This is a genomic window from Trichothermofontia sp., assembly GCF_053493415.1.
This window is the reverse complement of the sequence record NZ_JBRCAD010000034.1, coordinates 1-16537: the sequence shown is the minus strand read 5'-3', so window position 1 is coordinate 16537 and position 16537 is coordinate 1. Positions and strand designations below refer to the sequence as shown.

The following is a 16537-nucleotide window of genomic DNA, read 5'->3' as shown; positions in this document are numbered from 1 at the left end:
AATATCGCTATTGACGGCAATGCTGCTACTGCGCTGCACCCGACTCCCCAGGCTGGCAATGACTGGAGAGATTTCGAGGTTGCGATCGCTCCGGCCCTTGGGTGTTTGCCGGAACGTAAGGCCCACATTCACGATCGCCCGCGTGTCAAACAGATCATCCTGCTCCAGGGTCAAGCCCACGGCGGTGAGGTCATTAATCTGCGCTTGCAGCCGTCCCCGCAGGCCCACCGTATCGCCGCTGCCGCTGCCACCAAGATAGTACACCCCGGCATAGCCCTTGAGTTGACCCGCATCCCACCGGGCTAGGGGCGCACCCACTTCGGCATCAAAGCCACCGAGGGCCGACTCAAACACCCGTGCCCGCTCCACCAGCAGGGCATTGCCTTGAAACTGGCCGCCACTGGCGTAGACTTCGAGGACCTGATCGCGGGTATTGCCGATCGGTAAATAACCATTGACCCGCAGATCCCAGTTTTTCCCAATACTTTCGAGACCCACGCCCACTTGATCAAACAGGCTGTTGCCCGTGTCGCGATTATCATAGGCGAGATAGCCGCCCCAGACGCGATCGCTCTTGCGGTCATAGCTGCGGTAACCCAGCAGGAAATTGCGGCCTGCTGTCCCTTCGGCGAGGTCATAGAATTGGCGACCTTCCATGAACAGGAGATCCCGCCCCCGACTTTGGGCCAGGGGCACAAAACCCTCAATCACGGCGAAGGGATTCCCCCCGGCCTCGGCAGTGCTGGACCGTACCCCCACCCGCGCGGTGAAGAGGGGCGCAAAGTTTTCCGGGACAGTGGTAGTGGCCGGTGCGCTGTGCAAATCTTCAACCGTCTGGACCGCTGCACGGGTCTGGACTGCCGCACGGGTCAAACTTGGTTGGGATTCTGGACTTAGGGAAAGATCGCGTTCGTGAAGCGTTCCCTTGGGGAAATCGCTGGCATAGGCGTTGTTGAACGGGGAAAAAACTGCAAACACCACCACGCCAGTGCTGAGGCACCGTTTTGACAATTGCACCATCACACCACCACGGTCTCTAAATTTGATTTCTTTCTATCATGAATACCCCGTAATCTCCTATAGAGCAGGTCAGAGTTCATAAGAGTTTATTAAGCTTAGATAAGCTGGGGTCCAAAAAGTTGGCTTAAACAGGGGTCTAGACAGGGTGAGACTAGGTAGGACAGGCAAACTAGCACAGTAAAAATTAGGCTTCGCAACGTTTGTAGTCACGACTTCAGTCGTTGCCAGCCAAAGCCCTAGCGTTCGTAGTAACGACTTTAGTCGTTGCCAGCTAAAGCCCGCACGACCAACCTTGCCGAATTCACGTTGCGAGGGACTCGACCAGCTAAACGCCATGCGAATCATGCCGCAAGCGCTGCCGCCACTGCTGAATACTGACCGTGAGCGATCGCGGATAGATCAGCCACAGCCGCCGGTAGGGTTGGATCAGGGTTTGCACCAGGGGCGAAGCATGACTAATTTCCTGGAGGCCATCGGCGGTCAGTAACTTAATCCCCCGTTGGTACAAGCTGTAGCCCCGTTGGTGGGAGACGCGCAGGCCCAGGTAATACTGGGGCGGATGCCCCTGCTGTTGCCAGTGGTGCTGGGCCATTTGACAAAGGGTGTTCGCCCCGTCCTCGCCTAAATCCGTTACGTCAAGGGCTTTGAGGAGATCGCGATCGCGCGACCGGCGGGCTAAATCCGCGAGAATCGGGTCTGCATCGTGGTACCACCGATGTAGGTGATAGCTAAAAACCTCATCATCAGCAGCGAGATACTGGGCGATCGTCAGGCTGGCCATCGGTTGGGTCAACCAAGCCCCCATCGTGTCATCAACAAAGGGCGGCGTAGTCGGCGTTTCCTGGGTGAGTAACTCCCGCGCCCGCTGGAACACCTGCTCCAGGCCCCAGTTCGCCGCGATATTTTTGGGATGGTTATACACCTGGGCGTACATGAGATAGCGCACCAACAGGTAATGTTCCACCGCCGTCAGCCCCTTGCGGGCCACCACCAACTGTTGGGTCAGCGGATCAAAGTTCATCGCCATCAACAGGCGATCGAGATCAAGCGTTCCATAGGACGCGCCGGTAAAGTAACTATCCCGTAGCAGGTAGTCCAGGCGATCGCAGTCGAGTTGGCTGGAGACCAGTTGCCAGATCAGGGGGACCGGGTGTTGGTGATGGTAAACCTGTTTGATCTGGGGTAACAGGCTGGGATCATAGGCATCTAGTAATTCCCGCACCGGGGCCGACTCGCTCAGAATCCGAGCCGTCCACTGTTCATGGTGATTCCCAAAAATCTCCTCGCTGGTGTGGCTAAAGGGACCGTGGCCGATGTCGTGCAATAGGGCCGCCGCCAGCGCCACCGCCCGGTAGGGTTGAAGGACCGGATCACGCTTGGCCAAGCGATCGAAGGCCCGCCGGGTAATCGCCATCACCCCCAGGGAGTGGGTAAAACGGGACATCTCCGCCCCGTGAAAGGTGAGGTTGGCCGGTCCCAGTTGCCGAATCCGCCGTAACCGCTGGAAAGCTGGGGTGTCGATCAGTCGGATGAGTAACGCCTCGGTGGGGTCATGGGCATCGAGGACGATCGCCCCATGCAGGGGATCATGGTAAATGCGTTCGCTGCGAGTCCCACGCGGAGCAGCCGCTGCCGGATCGGCCCCTAGCTCAGGCGGCACCAACCAGGACCGTTCGCTGGGTGAGGACATCCACGGCTGCCTGGTATTGCAGATCTTGCTCGGTCCCCATTTGCTGACGCGGTAACGGCGGCAGGGGAACCACGCGATCGGGTTGAATACCCCGTTGGTGGATATCGTGGTGATTGGGGGTTTCGTACTTGGCCACGGTCACCGCCATCCCCGACCCATCGGGCAGCTTAAACAGGGATTGAATTAACCCCTTGCCAAAGGTCCGTTCCCCCACCAGGATCGCCCGACCACTGTCCTGGAGTGCGCCCGCCAGAATTTCACTCGCACTAGCGGTGCCCTGGTTTACCAGCACCACGAGGGGGGCCTGGGTAATGGCTGACCCCATTGCATCAAAACTGCCCAACACCCCCTGCCGGTTGACGGTATAGACGATCGGCCCCTCATCCACCCACAGCCGCGCAATTTCAATCCCCGCCTGTAACAACCCGCCGGGATTATTCCGCAGGTCGAGGACATAGCCCACCGGATGGGACTGCTCCAAGGTCAGCAGCGATCGCTTCAATTCCTGCACCGCATTGGCGTTGAACTGGCTCAGGCGCAAATAGCCGATCGGCGTGCCTTGGGGGGTCAGGTGCAGTTGGGCAGTCACCGGATTCAGCAGAATTCGACCACGGGTCACCGTAATATTTTGTGGCGATGCCTGGGGAGCCTGGTTCGGGGCGATCGTCAGCACCACCTGGGTCCCGATCGGGCCGCGCATCCGATCGGCAGCCTCATCTAGGGACATCCCCTGGGTAGGCTCACCATCAATCTTGAGAATGTAGTCCAACGGCTGAATCCCCACCGCTTCGGCAGGGGACCCCTCCAGGGGCGTAATCACCTGTAATTGGCCGGATGGCTCGTCGATCGTGATTTGTAAGCCCACCCCGGTTAACTCCCCCGACGTACTCACCTGTAAACTGCGGTACTGGTCCGGGTCCAGAAAGCGGGTAAAGGGGTCCCCCAAACTGGCCAGCATTTGGTCAATGGCTGCATAGGCCGACGCGCGATCGGCTAGGGGTTGCCGTAGGAGCTTCTGACGCAGCCGCAACCAGTTTTGATGATTAAACGTGGCATCCAGGTACGATCGGTTGACAATGCGCCAAGCCTCGTTGACCAATTCCTGCTCATCCGTGAGCGCCAGCGCCGGTTGACTCCAGAGGCCCAGGACACAGACAAGCTGCAACAGGACGAACAAACCAAGCTGAATGAAACGGGTATGCATTTACAAAAATTAACTTTTTATCAGGAAAACAGGGCTGGCTCCTCATCAACCCCCAGGGAGCCGTTACTGGGGTCAGGAAATCGTGGGAATCCCCCTCAGCCTAGTTAAACCAGGTTGTTTGGGGCCGTTGGGGTGATCCGGCGCTGGGCAAGCAACCAGATTGGTGTCCAAATCCCCTAAACTCGCGTCAAAGTGCTTTTGCTGCTATGTTACATTTTTTATTAAGCTGCTTACATTTTCTAGGACTTTCGGCTTCATGTTCATCAAGCAGGTCAAAGATTCAAAAGTTTATGACTGGTTCCAGGAGCGCCTGGACGTTCAAGCCATAGAAGAAGACATTACCAGTAAGTACGTTCCCCCCCACGTCAATATCTTTTACTGTCTGGGCGGCATTACCCTGGTCTGCTTCATCATCCAGTTCGCCACTGGCTTCGCCATGACCTTCTACTATCGGCCCACGGTGACCGAGGCGTTTTCGTCGGTTCAATATATTATGACCGATGTCAACTTCGGCTGGCTGATCCGCTCAATCCATCGCTGGTCCGCCAGCATGATGGTGCTCATGATGATCCTGCACGTCTTCCGGGTCTACCTGACCGGGGGCTTCAAGAAACCCCGCGAGTTGACCTGGGTAACCGGGGTGATCATGGCCACGATTACCGTTTCCTTTGGGGTGACCGGCTATTCCCTCCCCTGGGACCAAGTGGGCTACTGGGCCGTCAAGATTGTGTCCGGGGTGCCGGAAGCAATTCCCCTCGTCGGTCCCTTTATTGTCGAATTGATTCGGGGCGGCACCAGCGTCGGCCAAGCCACCTTGACCCGCTTCTACAGCCTGCATACCTTCGTTCTGCCCTGGCTGCTAGCGACCTTCATGCTGTTCCACTTCCTGATGATCCGCAAGCAAGGGATCTCGGGTCCCCTGTAAGTCTGGGTAATTCTCATTTGCTTAACCTAGAGGAGAACCACTGAATCTATGTCAACGCTAAAGAAGCCGGATTTAGATAATCCGAAGCTGCGGGCACTCTTGGCCAAGGGCATGGGGCACAACTACTACGGTGAACCCGCTTGGCCCAATGACCTGCTGTATATCTTCCCCGTCGTGATTGCGGGGACGATCGCCTGTGTTGTTGCCCTGGCTGTCCTTGACCCGGCAATGGTAGGTGAACCGTCTAACCCCTTCGCCACCCCCCTGGAAATTCTGCCGGAGTGGTATCTCTACCCGGCCTTCCAAATCCTGCGGGTGGTGCCCAATAAACTTCTGGGGATTCTGCTCCAAACGGCAATTCCCCTGGGGTTGATTCTGGTGCCCTTCATTGAAGGCGTGAACAAGTTCCAAAATCCCTTCCGCCGCCCGATCGCCACAACGGTCTTCCTGTTTGGCACGGCAGTTACCCTGTGGTTGGGCATTGGGGCCACAATGCCGATCGACAAGTCCCTGACTTTGGGGCTGTTCTAGCACAGTAAGCATATCGTTTCGCAGCGTTTTGCAGCGTTCGTAGTAACGACTTTAGTCGTTGCCGTCTAAAGCCCGCACTACCGGCCTTGCACAATTGACGTTGCGAGCAACTAGGACGCGATCAACCCATTGGGTCAGTAAGCGATTTGCGGGGGCACCAGTGGCTCCCGCATTTGCGTGACTGGGGAAAGATTCCCTAGGGTGTAACGTTATGGAACGATCGCCAGGGGAAAAGCGCCCTGTCCGCTAGGATGGCAGCAAGGCAATCCTAGGTTTGCCACCCCCGTCGGGGCAGACACCGTTCTCATTGTCCAGGAGGTAGTATGGACCCCAATAGTTTCTTCACTCGCTATAACTGGGGCCAAAATAACCTATCGGGTTTAGGCTGCTGGTTCGTTTTGCTAACCGTTGTACTGTTGTTGGGGTCTCTGGGCTTCCAGTGGATTGTCAACGGTCTATTTGTGCTGTTGGGCCTAGTGTTGATCACCCCAGTTTTAGCGTTTGTGGGGCTACGCTGGTGGTTGCAGCGCCAAATTGTCCAGGATCGGTGTCCTGCCTGCCAGTATGAGTTTACAGGCTTAGCCCATGCCGAGTTCGATTGTCCCAACTGTGGCACCCGCTTGGAAGTACAGGATAAGCACTTTGTGCGCCTGGGCCAAGCCAATACGGTGGATGTGACCGCGATCGAAGTTCCGGTTAACCGTCTAGAGGATTCCTAGCGCCCCTAAGCTACCCGGAAGCGCGGATGATTGCGGAGGGTTTCGATCTCAAAATCGTGGACCCAATTGACCAGGGTGTTACTCACGGGTGTGTCGTCAGTGGCACGAATCAGGAGCGCCGTGTAGTAGTTGCGCTGCTTGACAATCACCGCATTGCAGTCCTGCCCCCGAATCACCGCATGGTGGAACCCCTCCAACTTTAGAGATGACATCAGCAAGGATTGGAGGCCCAATGCCTGGAAGATCGTTTGTACCCAACTAATATTGTTGTTATCGCTGGTGACAAAGTACTCCTTAGGCAGACCATTCAAATCAAAGATGGCTGCCCCAATCACGCAATCAGCCAAGTCAGTGTTGGAGTCAGACACAGGGAGATGGGTGGGCAAGGATGAATCAACAGTAAGCGACATGATAGCGCTGGGTTGGGGCAAATGCCCCCAGGGTAGAAGAGTAGGCAACAAACGGCAGCAAGCCCGCCCTAGGCTCATAGTATGTCTGACAATGAACACGACTCATCACATTTTGTCCCAAGTAACCACGGCGTGTTCCAGTGTCAAGGGCGGGTGGAGCTGCTTCCGGGCGGTCGTGATGCAATCCCTTCGGTATTTAGTGTAAGCTGATCCCCTTAGTTTAAGAAAGTTTCTAACGGACCTGGGACCGTAGAATTGCCGACTTTAACCCCGTGGCGTTGGCAATCGCCGCACTCACCTTGGCCAGGGGGGATGCCTTTAGGGTTATTTCAGCCTAGTATGTAATCTCTCCGACGTCGTTAGAATCTTCTCCGGATACCTTGGCCTCAGATTGTGATCACACCGAGACGGTTATGAATAAACAGCCCTTGTCCCCGTTGTCGCAAACCCTGGGGCAACGTCTCTGGTTTCTGACCTTATTGCTGGCGGGGTGCCTACCCTTTTCTACCCTTTTGCTCTATGGCCGTAGCCAGGGCAGTGCCCCCGTGGCCGTTTCTACCCCCTTGCCCCCCCTACCGGCGGCGGCCCCATCGGCGCGATCCCAACTGGCGACGGATCGGTCTGTCCCCTCGGCCTCCCCAGCAACACCCCCACCCGCAGCGTCTCCACCAGCGCCTGCGGTGGCCCAGACCCAGATCGGGACAGCGCCTAAACCGGCCTATACGCCAGAGCAACAGGCCATTAACGATCGGGCTAAGGCCCACTTCCAACCCGCCACGGCCCAAGTGGATAGCATGATCGAGATGCGGGTGGCGATCGTGGAAGGGACAGACGCCCTCCAACTGAGTGTTGATGCCACCGCCGCGATCGTCGATCAATCGGGGCAAGCCTTGATGCAACTGGTACCGGGGGAAGCCTATCGAGTGGCCACGGAGGGTGGGGGTATCCAGATCAATGGCGCCTCCCTCGGGGAGATGATCGGGGTGGCCCTGCCGCCAGGGGCCAGTTTCCGGTTAGACGATCGCCGCTATCCGGGCAACTTATTACTGGTGCTCCGCTCTGGGAATATTTGGGCCATTAACGCGGTGGACCTCAAGCGCTATCTCTACAGTGTTGTGGGGAGTGAGGTATCCCCCAGTTGGGACATGGAGGCCCTCAAGGCGCAGGCGGTGGCGGCCCGCTCCTACGCGCTGGTCTATTACTTCCGGCCCGTGAATGCGCTCTACCACATTGGTGCGACGGAGTATTACCAGGTGTATCGGGGGTTGGAGACGATCGCCGATCGCACGATCCAGGCGGTAGATGCCACAGCGGGCCAGTTTGTCAGCTACCACGGCGGGGTGGTGGAATCCCTCTACGCGGCGTCGGATGAGATTGTGATGGAGGCATTCCAGGGGCATGGCATGAGCCAACTGGGGGCGCGGGATTTGGCCGAGCAGGGCTATAGCTACCTGCAAATTCTGAATCACTACTACCCAGGGACCGCCGTGGCCCGGTTTGAAGTGGATTATTAAAATGGCTGATTGAATATCGACAATCGATGATTAACGTTGATGAACCTGCTGTAATCGCGCATGGTTGAGGGCCTAGTTTGGCGGGGGGAACTGGCCGCATTGGGGGCCGCCTGGTTATGGGCGATCGCCACTTTGGTCTATGCCCAGATGGGGCACCGCCTATCCCCCCTAGTCTTGAACTTTGCCAAGGGCATTGTGGCGCTTATGCTGATCAGTCTCACCCTGGTCTGGCAATCGCCCCCCACGACCCGGCTGGTGGATCTGATGCGCCATCACCCGCATGAACTGGGCTGGTTGTGCCTGAGTGGTGCCCTGGGCATTGGGATCAGCGATACCCTCTATTTCCAAACGTTGAATTATCTCGGTGCCCGCCAAACCCTCCTCATGGGTCTGTTGGCGGCTCCCTTTACGACCGTGATGGCGGCAGTGGTCTTGCAGGAACGTCTGATGGCGGTGCAGTTATTGGGCATGGGCCTGACGATCGCCGGGGTGGGGTGGGTAATCAGTGAGCGGACGGTCGATCGCGCTCCCCTGGGGGAACACAGTTATCGCTACCTGGGGATTGGCTTTGGCCTGCTCACGGCAGCCACCCACGCGCTAGGGGCACTCCTATCCCGTGCGGTGTTGAGCCAGGGGGAGATTAGTGCCCTCTGGGCTACCCAAATCCGTCTGATAGCGGGGGTGGCCTTAACGGGGGCCTGGTTATGGCTCACCCCGATTTCCCTAGGCCAACAGCTTCAACCCCTACGTTCACCCAAACTCAGCGTCACGATCGCCCTCACGGCTTTTTTTAGTACCTACCTGGCGATTTGGCTCCAGCAGATTGCCTTCAAGTTCACCGCCGCTGGGATTGTGCAAGCCCTGGGAGCCACCAGCCCCCTGTTTGTGTTGTCCTTTGCCGCCGGGATGGGCGATCGCGTGAGTCTGCGGGCAATTTTCGGCGCGATCGGCGCGATCGGCGGCATTTGGCTGTTGGTTCGTTAACTGCCCTGGGGTTAAGCAAGTCCGGCGCGATCGGTGTTTTGGATACAATTAGCAACCGAATGGGGCTGATTTAAAAAGAACTATTAAGAATCGCTGCAAGGTGTTGAACCGCTCCCCTGCGTTGGGCAGTCTGAGCATAGATTCAAAAGAGAGCGTCTGCTCATGCAGGCACTCTGCACCTGAGGGTGTTCCTGCTCGTCTTCCCGCCTAGTGCGCATCCAGGCCATCAGGGGGAAGCACACTTCCGCAGTACTACCAACCTATTTGTCCCCTTAACTGAATGAATGATTGTGCTATGCATACCCTCAACCACACCCTAGAGAAAAACGTTCTTGATGCCGATGGGCGCTACCTGTCGCTGAAGGAATTGCAACCCCTAGAGCAGTATGTAGAAACCTATCGCACTCGGCTCGACACCTACCACAAACTGCGGGAGCACAGCGAACAACTGGTGATTACGGCTCTGCGGAAACTGGCGCAGGTCTATCCAGAGGTGATCCAAAAACATGGCCAACGGTGCAAGTATGATATGACCGAAGTCCTGCGCTATATTGCCCTCTCCGTCCTCCGTGATGATGAAATCTTCTTCAAAGAGCAGATGATGGTCTGGCTCGATACCATCTTGCTGGCCCATAAACGCACCGCTCATTGCAGTACCGCCTACCGCTATCTTCAGGATGCCATTAACGAAACCCTGCCCAGTCAGGATAGTGGCCTGATTCATCCCTATATTGATGTGGTCATCTCAGCGCTCCAAGCCCATGCCTAGGCCATCAGGGAACGCAGGTTAAGGACGTTTGCATCTGCCGATACCCTCATTTCGGTCTACCCACCTAAAAGGAGTAACGATCATGATGTCTGAATATCAATTCACCCCAATCACGGTTAACCGCTACTCAACCCGTGCCGAACGGCAGACCGCCCTGGTGCAAATTTATCGGCAGGTGCTAGAACGTCAACCCTACGCCTATGAGCGTAAGATTCTCGCCCAAGCGGAAGCCGATTTTTTATCAGACAAAATTGGTGTTCGTCGTTTTCTCAAGATTTTGGCCCATTCCGAGGTTTATCTCAATTCGTTCTATCACAATTCCTCCAATTTGAAGTTTTTGGAACTGTGCTTTAAGCACTTCATGGGACGGGCACCGATCGATCAAGAGGAAATCCGTCACTACTCGGACATCTTAATGCACGGCGGGGTTGGTAAGTGTATCACCGCCATCCTCGATTCGGAGGAATATCGCCACTTCTTTGGCTGCTTTACAGTGCCCTATCCCCGCGAATCGGCCTTCTATCCATCAGCTACGGCCTATCTGGAAACCCAAACCCTCAATCATGAGTTGATCAAGCAACGGGGCAGTGTGGTTCCCACAATCTACTGGCATTTGTTGGGTCTGAATTGCAATGCGGGGGCCTGTGACCATCCGGAGGTTGTGGAAACCCTGAACCCGCCTCCTTCGCCCACAGCAGATCACCTGGAAGCGGAACTCCTCAGCCTGCTGCAATCCCTGGATTCCGCCGAAAAGGCCCGTGAGGCCGCCCAAAAGCTTTCACCACAGCAAAAAGCGGCCTTGCGCAGTTTGATCCGTTAAACCCTAGGTAGGCCGATCTAGCTTAGGGGTAGCCCCCAATTCCGAATCAGTTGTGGGTAGCCACACGAAACACCACTCCTCACGGCGGGGCGTGGTGTTTTTTTAGGGTGTCGCGATCGCGGGGCTGATCGCGCAACAGGTGTCGTGTTGGCTTTAACCCGCAACGACTAAAGTCGTTACTCCCTACGTTGCGAAACCTTAGCTTGGCGGTATCTAGTCCTCATCCAGGGGCAACCCTAAGCGGACCTTGCCTTTGCCAAAGTAGCGGCCAAACTGTAACTCATAGACCTCATCCTCATCCTGGGTTTCCAGCTCCAGGTCCGATCGCGGGTAGCCTACACACAGCAGCGCATAGCCTTCCTGCTGTAACTGGGGGGATAGGCCCATTGCCTCCGGTTGGTAAATGTCACCCGCAATAATGCGAACAGCACAACTGGTACAGGCTCCATTCCGGCAGGCAAAGGGCAGGGCGACTCCCTGGTGTTCCAGGCTATGAAGGATATAGCGATCGTCGGGGATTTGGACGCAGTGGTGGGTATCGGTAAAGCGATCGTGGATCTTGACGGTATACGTGGCAGTCATGCTGGGCATTGGGTTAAGTGGGCCGATGTTATCTGGATAGGTGCCGAATCAGGGCTTTACTAGTTCACGCCTAGCAATTCGACATCAAATACGAGGGTGGCATTGGGGGGAATCACACCGCCAGCCCCCCGCTCCCCGTAGCCTAAATCAGCAGGAATCATCAGCTTGCGACGCCCCCCCACTTTCATGCTGGCAACGCCCTCATCCCAGCCCTTAATGACCTGGCCAACACCAATTGTGAACTGGAAGGGACGTCCCCGATCGCGAGAGCTATCAAACTTTTGGCCATCGGTTAAGGTCCCCGTGTAGTGTACAGTGACACGATCGCCGGGTTGGGGACTAGGGCCATCCCCGACTTGTAAATCTTCGTACTGGAGGCCAGAGGGTAGGGTCACGATCGAGTCATCAGCAGTCACAGGTTCATCTCCAGGTGGGTTAGCCGTGGTGGTTTCTTTCGGAGCTTGCGCGATCGTCACGGGTTCAGGGGAGGCTGAGGGCGCATCGGATGTTTCAGGGGGACGGGACGGGGGCGTGGCTGTGGCGGTATTGATGGTCTGAACTGCTACAGAGCGATCGGGATTGGTGTCGGCCATTGCCGGTTGGCGATCGCCGAGCAGTTGGGCGGCAATCAATACAACACAACAAACAACCATCACACTAATACTGATTAAAATTTCGCGCACAATGGCTTCTCCTTGACGCATGGTTTTCCAAATGGCAGTGGACCAAGGGGGCTATTTCCACAGACGGTTTTCCAGGTCACGGACCTGCCGTTCCAGGCGATCGATACGCCCACGCAACTCATCCATTTCTGACTGATTAGCGACACCAATATCCTGGAGCGTATTTTTGAGTAACCGCTGCATCTGACCTTCAAGGTTGCCTTGCTCCGCCTTAAACTGGCTCATGAAATCATCTACAAAGGTTTTGGCCTGCTCCGGATCAAGTTGTCCAGTTTTCACCCATTCATCACTCACCTCACGAATCTTTTCCGCCACCAATGAGGTGGTGCCAATCCCAATCATCAGCAGTTGTTTGAGTAGGTTATTGCTATCCATACACAGTTCCTAGCGACAGGCGACGAGGGGAAGGGAGGTCTTGCCCTGGTCTATCCATCTTCGTGGGGTAAAGGTCCTGTTCCATTGTGGGATATCTTGGGGCGTTGTGGCAGCTTCTCCGTCGTATTTGGGTGCGGAACAGCGGGCAGGCGAGATGCCGACCCCACCAGGCGGGGCACCTGAGGGGCGGATAGCGGGGGGCGAAACGGCGGGCAGGCGCGACGCCGACCCCACCAAGCGGGGTCTCTGAATATTAGGTGAGCTGAGGTTAGGTCAACGATCGGCCGTCTAAGCGCCGCACCGCAATCACGGCTGGTTTAGGGGGATCATTGGTGGCTTTTCCAGGCCAGTTGGAGCCGATCGGGACCTGTCGGGACTGGAGAAATTCGGTACCCGCGATCGTGCGGAGGGCAAAGGAACGGGTCTCCTGGGCCAGATTGCGCCGGGTTCCATTGATCTCGCCCGGATGCTGGATGGCTAGGAACAGGGTCGTTTGATCGCGGCTGAACCAGGGACCACAGATTTCGCACTCCATTGGCCCATAGCCGAAGAGATAGGCATGCCCTGCTTGCGGACCTTGGGTCGGGATCATCCAGATCGAGTTATTGCCAAAAAGGCCCCGTAGGTTAGATTGGCTGATTGGCTTACCCGTCGAGTCCAACCGACCCGCCGGGACGGCCCGATTGTGCTGATCGCTAGAGATATCCGTGACCATCCAGAGATTATCATGGGCATCAAAGAGCAGGTTATCCGGGTTCGAGAAGCCCGCGCCCCCATCGGCAGGTTCACCGCCCATTGCCAGCATGGTCCAGCGGAAGGTCATGGCTGCGGGATCATTACCAGCCTCCATGAGCTTCATCAACCAGCCGTGTTCGTAGGCTTGGCCATCGGGTCCCTGAAAAATGCGTAGGTCGGGGCTGCCATCACGGCTACTGGGTGAGCCGGAGGTGAAGGCAATAAAGAGGGTCCCATCGGGCCGGAGATCGGCATCTTCCGGTCGCGCCGTGCAGGTGGCCCCGGCAGCATTGGCGGCAAAATGGGCGTCAATAAGAATAGCCCCTTGTTTTTCCAGGGCCGTGCCTGTATAGAGATCGCCTAAGGTGGAAAACTGGTGTTGGAAGGCGATCGCTTGCGCATCTTCGGTTGCTCGGAAAAAGCCGCCGTCGGGACGTTGGGGGAGGGGAATCATCTCCCCGGCATGGATGCTGGGCAGATCGGGATTCACGCGCGTATCGGGTTTCAGGGCAATCCAGCGACCAGTCCCGTCGGGATTAAACTTAGCAGCATAGAGCATTCCCTGGCTAAGGAGCCGGGAATTGCCCTTATCCTGGGGGTTGCGCACGGTCTCAGCACTCACGAACTTATAAAGGTGGCCCCCGCGTCGATCGCACCCGGAATAGCAAGCCAGGGGTTTACCCGCCTCGGCCCGCACTGCGATCGCTTCGTGGCGGAAACGTCCCAACCAGGTGTGTTTGGTGCCGTAGTCCTGGGGATTCGTGGGGTCAATTTCGACCATCCAACCATACTTATTGCCCGCGAGACCAAATACATTCCCAATCCCCAGCATCTCCGCCGCCGTCAGCCGCAGGGGTGCAGCCCCCGGATCAAACGCGCTCCCATCGGCATAAACCGCTTCCGGGACAAAACTCTGGAAATTCTCTTCGGCACTGAACACTGTGCCCCAAGGGGTTATCCCCCCCGCACAGTTACTACAGGTGCCAATCACGCGCTCGCCGAGGCGATCGTCATAGCCCTGCTTGCTGGTTTTGGTGAACACGGCGACGGCAGGCCCCGTGGCTTTGAGGTAGTGCCCATCAGTGAGGCCAGAAATGCCCGTCACCCGACGATCGCTGACCGCCGCCGTTCTTACCCAGCGTCCCTCTGGGGTTCGCCGGAGCGCCATCACGCCAATCCCAACATCCATCATGGCCGCCTCACACACCACCCGGACCACGTGTTTGGTGCGATCGTCCGCTGGCAGGGCAAAGGCATTAATCCCGCGATCGCCCGCCGCCGCGATCGCCGCCTGCAACTCGGCGAAGGGCAGGGACTGACCCATGACCGCTGCATAGGTTTCCATCCAAACGTGGGGACTGATGTATTCAAAATTAACCGTCAGGAGGCCCTGATTCGCTCCCGTTTCCAGCAACGCCAGGAAGTCGTTGTTGTAACCCACGCGGGCATCCCCCAAGCGATCGCCCCAGGTGGCGACAATATCGTAGGTAAACCCATCGGGTAAAACGACATCATCCTGTACCTGAAAAGTACGGTAGGCCGTGGGGTTGTCGGAGGCCATGCCGTCAGTGGGCAGGGGGATAGGCCCCAACACCGGTTGAAAGGGCAGGGATGGCATGACTCGCGCCATAACCCCTTCGGGAAGTGCTGCATGGGCTGGACCAGCCTCCAGTTCCAGTTTTGGTGTGGGTTGTCCTTTGGGCAGCCAAGCAAACTTATCCCAGGCAGCGAGGGTAGCACTCCCCACCGTTACCCCTAAGAAGGCCAGGAGATCTCTACGTTTCAGGGTCATAGCGGTTGATCAGTTGACAGATTCGTCCAGAAGATTGGATCTTCCTGACCTACGCTACTCTCCGGCTTTTAACCGTAGGTAATCCCCAGGTTAATGAACGCCCCCCGGTGTTTAGGTGGGTTCCTCGGCGTCACTAAACTCGTCGGCAAAGGGATCAACATCAAAGGCCGCTAGCGGGTCCTCTCCCTCTAGCCCCTCAGGCACGTCCAGGATATGGGCGAAATCCTCAGACTCAGACTCATCAAACAACGCCGCTAGGGGATCATAAGCATCAGTGGGGGAGGCCGTTATCTCCGCCTCAGGAACCGCCGTGGGCATGAAATCCTCAATCTCAGCCGTCAGCTCAGCCGTTGACAGGCCCGTATCCGAGAATAACCCCGCCAGCGGATCGGCTGTTGTTGGCATTTCAGCCGTGTCAGTCGGTTCTTCCAGTCCGCCTAGCTCCAGGTCAGGCATGGCCGCTTCCGTCCCCGTCTCATCTGGGAAAAGTGCCGCCTCAAATTCGGCAAAGGCGGCTTCGGTATCCAGGGACGATGCCGTGTCAGGAATCTCCCCGTCTGCTTCCAGGGCGATCGGCGCCGCGGCTAGCTCATCTTCGTTGAAGGCACCGAGGAAAGCATCCTCAGCGGGGGTGACCATCCCAGCCGTCTCCGGCGTGCTCCCGACCTCATCGGCAAATAGACTGGGATCAAATTCTTCCAAAATCTCTGGGGTTTCCAGGGTTGGCGGCATCGCGGGGGTCTCTTCTTCTGTTAGCCAATCAGGGGGGGCGGTGGCCTCAACGGCTTCCCACGGATCAGACGGTTGCGCCGTATCAGCAAAGGCCGATAATTCATCCCAATCCGACTCCCCGCTGGCAGGCTCTAGGTCCAGCTCCAGCCGCTCTTCCGTTGCCCGATCGGGGGCAGCCGTCGCCCATGACAGATCATCGAAATCTGGCTCCGCAGCCGCTGGCGGTACTGGGGCTGCTGGTTCAGGGGGAGGTAGCTCGGCTTCCAGATCCGCTTGCAGGAGGGCATCGACTAGGGCATCCGTGGCCATTTCCGGGCTACCAGTGGCTGCTTCCAGGCCAAAGTCGGCCTCTGGTTCTAGTGTCGGCGCTGCTTCCAGGCCAAAGTCGGCCTCTGGTTCTGCCGCTGGTTCCGTTTCCGCAATGCCTAATTCCTGCAACCAGCTATCGTCAACCATATCAGCCGCATCTGCCCACATCTCATCGGGCGTTACCTCTGGTTCTGATGCTTCTGGCACGGTTTCCCAGGGTTCGGCAAGTGCCCCAGTTTCAGGCGTTTCTAGCTCCGGTGTTTCGAGTGGTAGGGCTTCTAACTCTGGAACTGACGGGGGTTCGGGGGCTTCTAGGTCCTGGATAAAGGTTTCGTCGGAAATCTCAAATTCGGGAGCTGCGGGAACCAACTCTGGGCCGACGGGTGGCTCTAAGGCTTGAACAAAAGTTTCCTCGTCAAACCCCAGATCTGCCCCCACACTGGCCAGTTCACGAGCCGCTGCTTCCACGGCTTCCTGGCTCACTGCTAACTCTTGGGATAGAGATTGGGATTCTCCGAACAGCTCATCCATTGCGATCGCGGCGGCAGCTTCGGTTTCCTCCGTTGGGGGCGTGGGTAGGGAAAGATCGACAAGCTCAACAGCGGGTTCCTGGCTCTGAATAAAGGTTTCTTCCTCAAAACTTGGCCCCGCTTCAATCGTAGTGGCTTCGCCAGCGTCGATCAATGACACTGGGGCCACGGGCGGGGGAGTTTCGGGTAGGGGGATCTCTGGGAGATGGGGTT

At 57.1% G+C, this 16537-nt stretch carries 16 protein-coding genes; 7 read left to right on the top strand and 9 right to left on the bottom strand.

The window, feature by feature from the left end; translation table 11 throughout:
- From ACWIUF_RS03420 to ctpA, 3 genes are all read right to left on the bottom strand, one after another.
- Positions 1 to 1020, bottom strand: a 1020-nt coding sequence (locus ACWIUF_RS03420) for an inverse autotransporter beta domain-containing protein (protein ID WP_448570814.1), incomplete at its 3' end; no start/stop codon positions are given.
- A gap of 325 nt (positions 1021 to 1345) precedes the next feature.
- Positions 1346 to 2710: an HD domain-containing protein gene (locus tag ACWIUF_RS03415; RefSeq protein ID WP_448570813.1), complete on the bottom strand. Its 1365-nt coding sequence runs from the start codon at positions 2708 to 2710 to the stop codon at positions 1346 to 1348.
- Positions 2670 to 3914: a carboxyl-terminal processing protease CtpA gene (gene ctpA, locus ACWIUF_RS03410; RefSeq protein WP_448570812.1), complete on the bottom strand. Its 1245-nt coding sequence runs from the start codon at positions 3912 to 3914 to the stop codon at positions 2670 to 2672. The genes ACWIUF_RS03415 and ctpA overlap by 41 nt, the downstream gene beginning before the upstream one ends.
- Positions 3915 to 4170: 256 nt before the next feature.
- On the opposite strand from ctpA, the gene petB reads away from it, so the two are divergent.
- From petB to ACWIUF_RS03395, 3 genes are all read left to right on the top strand, one after another.
- Positions 4171 to 4839 (top strand): cytochrome b6, encoded by a 669-nt coding sequence (gene petB, locus ACWIUF_RS03405; protein WP_448570811.1) that lies wholly within the window; start codon positions 4171 to 4173, stop codon positions 4837 to 4839.
- A gap of 48 nt (positions 4840 to 4887) precedes the next feature.
- Entirely contained in the window at positions 4888 to 5370 is a 483-nt protein-coding gene (gene petD, locus ACWIUF_RS03400; RefSeq protein ID WP_448570810.1) for a cytochrome b6-f complex subunit IV, read from the top strand.
- 323 nt (positions 5371 to 5693) lie between these two features.
- The gene (locus ACWIUF_RS03395) at positions 5694 to 6089 is read left to right on the top strand and encodes a hypothetical protein (protein WP_448570809.1); all 396 of its coding nucleotides are present in this window, start codon (positions 5694 to 5696) and stop codon (positions 6087 to 6089) included.
- A 5-nt stretch (positions 6090 to 6094) separates the two neighbouring features.
- Here ACWIUF_RS03395 and ACWIUF_RS03390 read toward each other — a convergent pair whose 3' ends face one another.
- Positions 6095 to 6457 carry a hypothetical protein gene (locus tag ACWIUF_RS03390; protein WP_448570808.1) on the bottom strand — a complete coding sequence of 121 codons (363 nt, stop codon included), beginning with the start codon at positions 6455 to 6457 and terminating at the stop codon, positions 6095 to 6097.
- A 455-nt stretch (positions 6458 to 6912) separates the two neighbouring features.
- On the opposite strand from ACWIUF_RS03390, the gene ACWIUF_RS03385 reads away from it, so the two are divergent.
- From ACWIUF_RS03385 to ACWIUF_RS03370, 4 genes are all read left to right on the top strand, one after another.
- A complete protein-coding gene (locus ACWIUF_RS03385) occupies positions 6913 to 8013 on the top strand; it encodes a SpoIID/LytB domain-containing protein (protein ID WP_448570807.1) in 1101 nt (366 codons plus the stop codon).
- A gap of 60 nt (positions 8014 to 8073) precedes the next feature.
- Entirely contained in the window at positions 8074 to 8997 is a 924-nt protein-coding gene (locus ACWIUF_RS03380) for a DMT family transporter (protein WP_448570806.1), read from the top strand.
- A gap of 295 nt (positions 8998 to 9292) precedes the next feature.
- Positions 9293 to 9766 (top strand): phycobilisome protein, encoded by a 474-nt coding sequence (locus tag ACWIUF_RS03375; protein WP_448570805.1) that lies wholly within the window; start codon positions 9293 to 9295, stop codon positions 9764 to 9766.
- Positions 9767 to 9848: 82 nt separating this feature from the next.
- Positions 9849 to 10586, top strand: coding sequence for a phycobilisome rod-core linker polypeptide (locus tag ACWIUF_RS03370; RefSeq protein ID WP_448570804.1), 738 nt, complete (start codon positions 9849 to 9851; stop codon positions 10584 to 10586).
- A gap of 213 nt (positions 10587 to 10799) precedes the next feature.
- Here ACWIUF_RS03370 and ACWIUF_RS03365 read toward each other — a convergent pair whose 3' ends face one another.
- The 5 genes from ACWIUF_RS03365 to ACWIUF_RS03345 all read right to left on the bottom strand — a co-directional run.
- Positions 10800 to 11168 (bottom strand): 2Fe-2S iron-sulfur cluster-binding protein, encoded by a 369-nt coding sequence (locus ACWIUF_RS03365; RefSeq protein WP_448570803.1) that lies wholly within the window; start codon positions 11166 to 11168, stop codon positions 10800 to 10802.
- A 59-nt stretch (positions 11169 to 11227) separates the two neighbouring features.
- On the bottom strand, positions 11228 to 11872 hold the full coding sequence (locus ACWIUF_RS03360; RefSeq protein WP_448570802.1) for an FKBP-type peptidyl-prolyl cis-trans isomerase: 645 nt from the start codon (positions 11870 to 11872) through the stop codon (positions 11228 to 11230).
- Positions 11873 to 11902: 30 nt separating this feature from the next.
- The gene (locus ACWIUF_RS03355; protein WP_448570801.1) at positions 11903 to 12226 is read right to left on the bottom strand and encodes a phasin family protein; all 324 of its coding nucleotides are present in this window, start codon (positions 12224 to 12226) and stop codon (positions 11903 to 11905) included.
- Between the two features lie 268 nt (positions 12227 to 12494).
- Positions 12495 to 14753: a PhoX family protein gene (locus ACWIUF_RS03350; RefSeq protein ID WP_448570800.1), complete on the bottom strand. Its 2259-nt coding sequence runs from the start codon at positions 14751 to 14753 to the stop codon at positions 12495 to 12497.
- A gap of 111 nt (positions 14754 to 14864) precedes the next feature.
- Positions 14865 to 16537 (bottom strand): hypothetical protein (locus ACWIUF_RS03345; protein WP_448570799.1); only part of this gene is annotated, 1673 nt, incomplete at its 5' end.

Excerpts from the sequence above, each read along its gene's own strand:
- ACWIUF_RS03385 (WP_448570807.1), top strand. The coding sequence starts at position 6,913 with ATGAATAAACAGCCCTTGTCCCCGTTGTCGCAAACCCTGGGGCAACGT.
- ACWIUF_RS03365 (WP_448570803.1), bottom strand. The coding sequence starts at position 11,168 with ATGACTGCCACGTATACCGTCAAGATCCACGATCGCTTTACCGATACC.
- ACWIUF_RS03395 (WP_448570809.1), top strand. The coding sequence starts at position 5,694 with ATGGACCCCAATAGTTTCTTCACTCGCTATAACTGGGGCCAAAATAAC.
- ACWIUF_RS03350 (WP_448570800.1), bottom strand. The coding sequence starts at position 14,753 with ATGACCCTGAAACGTAGAGATCTCCTGGCCTTCTTAGGGGTAACGGTG.
- ACWIUF_RS03355 (WP_448570801.1), bottom strand. The coding sequence starts at position 12,226 with ATGGATAGCAATAACCTACTCAAACAACTGCTGATGATTGGGATTGGC.
- petB (WP_448570811.1), top strand. The coding sequence starts at position 4,171 with ATGTTCATCAAGCAGGTCAAAGATTCAAAAGTTTATGACTGGTTCCAG.
- ACWIUF_RS03380 (WP_448570806.1), top strand. The coding sequence starts at position 8,074 with ATGGTTGAGGGCCTAGTTTGGCGGGGGGAACTGGCCGCATTGGGGGCC.
- ACWIUF_RS03415 (WP_448570813.1), bottom strand. The coding sequence starts at position 2,710 with ATGTCCTCACCCAGCGAACGGTCCTGGTTGGTGCCGCCTGAGCTAGGG.
- ACWIUF_RS03375 (WP_448570805.1), top strand. The coding sequence starts at position 9,293 with ATGCATACCCTCAACCACACCCTAGAGAAAAACGTTCTTGATGCCGAT.
- petD (WP_448570810.1), top strand. The coding sequence starts at position 4,888 with ATGTCAACGCTAAAGAAGCCGGATTTAGATAATCCGAAGCTGCGGGCA.
- ACWIUF_RS03370 (WP_448570804.1), top strand. The coding sequence starts at position 9,849 with ATGATGTCTGAATATCAATTCACCCCAATCACGGTTAACCGCTACTCA.
- ACWIUF_RS03360 (WP_448570802.1), bottom strand. The coding sequence starts at position 11,872 with ATGCGTCAAGGAGAAGCCATTGTGCGCGAAATTTTAATCAGTATTAGT.
- ctpA (WP_448570812.1), bottom strand. The coding sequence starts at position 3,914 with ATGCATACCCGTTTCATTCAGCTTGGTTTGTTCGTCCTGTTGCAGCTT.